The sequence below is a fragment of the Nocardia sp. NPDC060220 genome (assembly GCF_042727815.1).
Taxonomy (GTDB): Bacteria; Actinomycetota; Actinomycetes; order Mycobacteriales; family Mycobacteriaceae; genus Nocardia.
Map to the genome: position 1 here is coordinate 1 of NZ_JBHWZY010000572.1, position 4,549 is coordinate 4,549.

4 protein-coding genes and 1 pseudogene are annotated in these 4,549 nt (G+C 62.3%); 3 read left to right on the top strand and 2 right to left on the bottom strand.

The genetic code is table 11. The annotated features are described in order from the left end of the window. Positions 1–137: 137 nt before the first annotated feature. Complete coding sequence (locus ACFWF3_RS25355; protein ID WP_379315737.1) at positions 138–578, bottom strand: group 1 truncated hemoglobin; 441 nt, start codon at positions 576–578, stop codon at positions 138–140. 384 nt (positions 579–962) lie between these two features. Between ACFWF3_RS25355 and ACFWF3_RS25360 the strand changes: the two genes are divergently transcribed. Together ACFWF3_RS25360 and tatA are read left to right on the top strand one after the other, a co-directional pair. After that, positions 963–2,168 (top strand): PucR family transcriptional regulator, encoded by a 1,206-nt coding sequence (locus tag ACFWF3_RS25360; protein ID WP_379315739.1) that lies wholly within the window; start codon positions 963–965, stop codon positions 2,166–2,168. Between the two features lie 374 nt (positions 2,169–2,542). Then, positions 2,543–2,807: pseudogene (gene tatA / locus ACFWF3_RS25365) on the top strand (Sec-independent protein translocase subunit TatA). A 123-nt stretch (positions 2,808–2,930) separates the two neighbouring features. Here tatA and ACFWF3_RS25370 read toward each other — a convergent pair. Further along, positions 2,931–3,737, bottom strand: a complete 807-nt coding sequence (locus tag ACFWF3_RS25370; RefSeq protein WP_379315741.1) for a PucR family transcriptional regulator — start codon at positions 3,735–3,737, stop codon at positions 2,931–2,933. Here ACFWF3_RS25370 and ACFWF3_RS25375 point away from each other — a divergent pair. Next, positions 3,720–4,217 carry a hypothetical protein gene (locus tag ACFWF3_RS25375; RefSeq protein WP_379315743.1) on the top strand — a complete coding sequence of 166 codons (498 nt, stop codon included), beginning with the start codon at positions 3,720–3,722 and terminating at the stop codon, positions 4,215–4,217. The two genes, ACFWF3_RS25370 and ACFWF3_RS25375, sit on opposite strands and share 18 nt — an antisense overlap. The last annotated feature ends 332 nt before the right edge of the window (positions 4,218–4,549 follow it).

A 4,549-nucleotide genomic window follows, 5' to 3' on the forward strand; every position in this document is an offset into this window, starting at 1 on the left:
ACACAAAGTCCCTCGGGATGTGGTGTTCGTAGACGAGTTGCCACGCAATGCCACCGGCAAACTGCTTCGTCGCAAGCTCGAGAGCGCCGATCCACAATGAGATCCGGGTCGCGGCTTATTCCGTGCGTCCGGTCTGGTCACGGCGAGGTGGGTGACTCCCGAGACGTGGCGATGTCACCCGCCAACGGTGCGACCGCGCCGATCACGTGGTCCGTGAGATCGCGATCGAGCCCGGCTGCGCTGAGCGCATCGGTGAGATGGCCTGCGACCAGGTTGAAATGGTCCACGGTGATGCCGCGACCACGATGCACGGCTCGCATGGAAACGCCGACGTAGGGCACCGGTCCGCCGAGTAGTGCGGCGAAGAATTCGACCTGCCGACCCTTCGTTCGAGTGAGGTTGGTGCCGGCGAAGAACGGCGACAACCGCTCATCGGCGAGGATGCGTCGGTAGAGATCGTCGACGACCGTCTCCAAGGCGCCGCGACCGCCGATCCGCTCGTAGAGCGGCACGTTGTTGTGCGATGCATCGGGATCGTTGTCCGGCGCAGGGGTACTGCGTCGATCCGGTTCGTCCATGGTGGGAGTCCTCGTTTCGCGAACATCACCGATGGGGTGGCCGGTGACAGTGCCTGAGGTGTTCGTCTTGCATGAATTGTCAGTAACTTAGCTCTTTGGGGGTGGCCTGTCTCGGATTTGGCGCAGTCCGTTCGTGAAGTCCCGAGCGGCGGTTTGTCTTGAGGTGTCCTGTCTAGATGCAGTTCAGATAACCGAGTTGATGCCGCTACCAGCACGTCGGCGCTCGGGCTGATGCGGTCGAGGCGCCGTCACTCGACGAGATGGGCTCTGGGTCGAGCTGGAATAGGCATTAACATAATCTTGTGTTGGCGTCTTCGGCATGGGAGACTGCTTGCCAGCCATCGCTGCCGTGAGGCGACGTTGAACGCAGTGAGGAAGTCAAAGATGACTACCGACTATTCACCCAGAATCGATTCCGTGCGGCCCCGTGCGGCCACGGCCGAGTCCTCCATCAGAGTGCGGGCGCTCGCCGACGAGTTGGTCTCCCGAATGCTGGAGAGCATGGCTGCGCGCCTCGGCGGCGTCGACGGCGGTGCCCTGGCCGCCATTGATGTGCTACCGGGGACTGCCCTGGCCACACTGCCGGCCCGTAGACGCGGCGATACCGTTCGACACCGCACCGCCGGGCCGCCTCGAGCGCGTACCGAGGTACCCGGCGAAGTGATCGATCAGGCGATCGGTCAGGGTTTCACAACGAGTTTGGAGCTGATCGCCTCGAGTGTGGTCGGCACCGACGAGCAGAAGCTCTCGGTCGTGCGCCAACTGGCGACCGAAATGCTGGACAGCGTGACGGCCGCGATATCACTCGCGTACACCGACCAGCTCGAGGCCGAGGTCGTCGAGGATCAACGGGCCAGGAACTCCTTGGCGGTTGCGTTGCTCGCCGGGCAGGATACGTCGACGGTGACGCGGTGCAGTGGTTTCGAGGTCGCCGAGAGCTATTCCGTGCTGGCGGTGCATTTTCCGTCCGGTAGCGACGACAGGCCCGACACATTCGTTACACAGATGGATGTCCGGCGAATGATTCGAAATATCCGGGCGGCCCTTGATCGTCATGGGTCGGTGCGCGCGCTGTCGCGGCTCGATGTGCGCGGTGGCATCATTCTTGTTCCGTCAGCCGAGGTCAGGGACCTCGACACGCTGTTGACCGTGCTCTCTGCGGCGGCCGGCGTCGATATGACCGCAACCTGCGCGGAGGCATCGCCGCCGAAAATTCCGGAAACCGTTGATCAGCTGTGCGAACTCCTGGATCTCGCACAAAGAATGCAGCGCCCACCCGGTCTGTTCCGTTTCGCTGATCTGGCAGTCGAATTCCAGCTCACCAGACCGTCTGCTGTACGCCGGCATCTCGATGCGATACTGAACCCGCTCGACGACCATCCGATTCTGATGGAAACCTTGTGCAGGCACCTCGACAACAATCTGAATCGTCGCCGAACCTCGCGACAGCTCAGTGTTCATATGAACACCATCGATTACCGGCTGAAAAGTATCCGCAAACTGACGGGCTTCGATCCTTCGTCGGCCGATGGGCTCTGGTATCTGCAGTCGGCGCTGGTCGTGCGTAAAGCGAACTATCAGGATAAATAGAGCCGGCCGCAACGCCATCCGTGGGGCGGACATTTCGGAGGGTCGTGGTACTCGGGCACGGGTCGCCACGCGGCGGTGCCATGTGCGCGGAGTTGATCAGCCGCCTGCGCACTGGATACGTGCAGGCCTTGCCGGCCCCGGCATCGCCGATCATTGTCGCCGGTGGGAATACTGCCAGGGGATGTATCGACGCGGCGGCCATGGCGTGCCGGCTGATAGATCTCGGAACAATGGCCGAGCGTGTACGTGGCTTCGCCGGGTGTGGACAACACTTTCGGGACCACGCCATCGTGGGCACGGCGCCTGCGAGCGATCGGGGTAGTCGGCGTTGTCGCATCGGTTCCGAGTCCACCATGTCGATACAGGAGGTAAAGATGGGTCAGTTCAGCGTCTGGCATTGGTTGATAGTCGCGGCTGTGTTCGTGCTGTTCTTCGGTGCGAAGCGTATGCCGGATGCCGCCCGCGGGCTGGGGGCGGTCGCTACGGATCTTCAAGAGCGAGGTGAGTCGAATGCAGTCCGAGGACGCGGATTCGGCGAACGAGCGGTCGGCCCGGGAGAACGTAGGGCTGCCGGCACCGGAGCAGGCGTCGGCGACGCCTTCCGCCGAACCGGTGGCTCAGCCGCCGAAAACGCTCTGAGCATTGTGTCGCTACCGAAGTGGGCGACTGTTTACTTCGGTACGCCGATGATGACGAGGGCGGCGATGACCAGAATGATCGTCTCGCTCCACCCGATGTTGCTGAACATCTACGGAGGCTCCGTCACTCTCTCGGGTTGTCGTCGCGGCAGTCCTGGGCGACCATCGCCGACCGCAACTGCCACAGATCCGATGCCCGCGCCGGGTTGAGTCCGGTGAGCCGGGCGATTCGGCGAAGTCGATAGTCAACGGTATTGGTGTGGATATCCATGATCCGCGCGGTCTGCGCCCGATTCAAGTTGTTGGCGATGTGTACCCGCAGTGTCTTCCGCAATTCGGGATATCTTTCCAACGGCGCCAATAATTCACCGAGCAGGGAAAGACCGAGTCCTTGCCGCGAAAGCTGGTACTCCAGTGCGAGTTGGCCGAATCGATAGAGGCCGGGTGCGCATTCGAGTCGCTCGACGACATCGAGCATCTCGTGTGCCGTTTTCGCCGCAGACGCGACGTCGGCGGCGGGCGCGGCGACCACAGCTGCGACGAGTTCGACCTGCGCCGCCCCTGCGAGCGCCTCGACCAGTGAATCGAGTTCGTCCTCGGCCACCGCGTCGGTCGGGATGAGAACGGTCCCACCGTCGATCGACAGCCGGGCCAAACCCTGCCCGTCGCTGTGCTGGGCCAGGGCTTTCCGCACCCTGTGCAGGTAGTGCAAGGCAATTCCCGTGTTCGGGTTCGCGCGCATCGCGATGGCGAGCACCGAGTACGTGTCAGCGATAGGGATGCCGCATCTGCGGGCGGTGACGGGTGTCCACTGTCCGGCCAGCAGGGCGGACGTGAGAGTCCGCTCGGCGTCCTGGCCGAACGTCGCTGCGCCGTGCTCGCCGAGGTACGCGTGGGTGACTGTCAGGCAGAGTTGATCGCTGATCGTCATGGCGATCTGGAATCCATCGATCACAGTTTCGCGAGTGCAATCCTGATATCGGGCGAACAACTGGCCGGCAACTATCCGTATGCCTTCATGGAAACCGCGCAGCACAAGGTCGATGGGTACGCTGTCGCACGCCAATCCGGCGGCGATTGTCGCGAGTTCTCCGAGTTCGTGCGTGATGTCGCATCCCTCCAGCATTCCTTGCGCGATCTCGAGGGCTATCCGGGTGATTGCTCCGATTGTCGATGCCATCGGCGTGCCGGGCGAAATATCGCACTGCGCCACATTGTCGATGAAATGGGAGACGAGTTGATCGGTCAGCGATGCCACATCGTGCAGCGATGGCCGCCGTTCGGCACTGTCGGATGGGATTGTCATCGTTGGTATCCCTTTCCACGCCGACCAGGCGCCGGGATGGGAACCGCTCTGCTCGTCGCATCGCCGTTCGGCTCAGTGGTGAGTAGTGCTGCGGCACGATACTGATGCCGGGCACGAAGTCGGCTGGATAGAGCGGGGCAATAGATGTAGCGGTGAGCAAATAGTCGGGCCGTATCAGGCAGGCGGGTCCGCACGAGCGAACCGGCTACGTCGGCGGTCGCTCGTGCGGGTGCATCATGTTCCGAACAAGCGATGCGGAATGAACAGTAACATCATTCAACGCGATGGCTCTATTGTGTGAATACACAGTGGAAATCCGACACTAATTCACGCAAATAATTGGAAATTCATTGTGGTCGAGTCGGCGACCGTCCGGGGGCTCATCGAGATCGGCGGTGGTCTCCTCGGAGGAGACCACCCCCCCAACCCCCCACCGA

Excerpts from the sequence above, each read along its gene's own strand:
- ACFWF3_RS25355 (WP_379315737.1), bottom strand. The coding sequence starts at position 578 with ATGGACGAACCGGATCGACGCAGTACCCCTGCGCCGGACAACGATCCC.
- ACFWF3_RS25360 (WP_379315739.1), top strand. The coding sequence starts at position 963 with ATGACTACCGACTATTCACCCAGAATCGATTCCGTGCGGCCCCGTGCG.
- ACFWF3_RS25370 (WP_379315741.1), bottom strand. The coding sequence starts at position 3,737 with ATGACGATCAGCGATCAACTCTGCCTGACAGTCACCCACGCGTACCTC.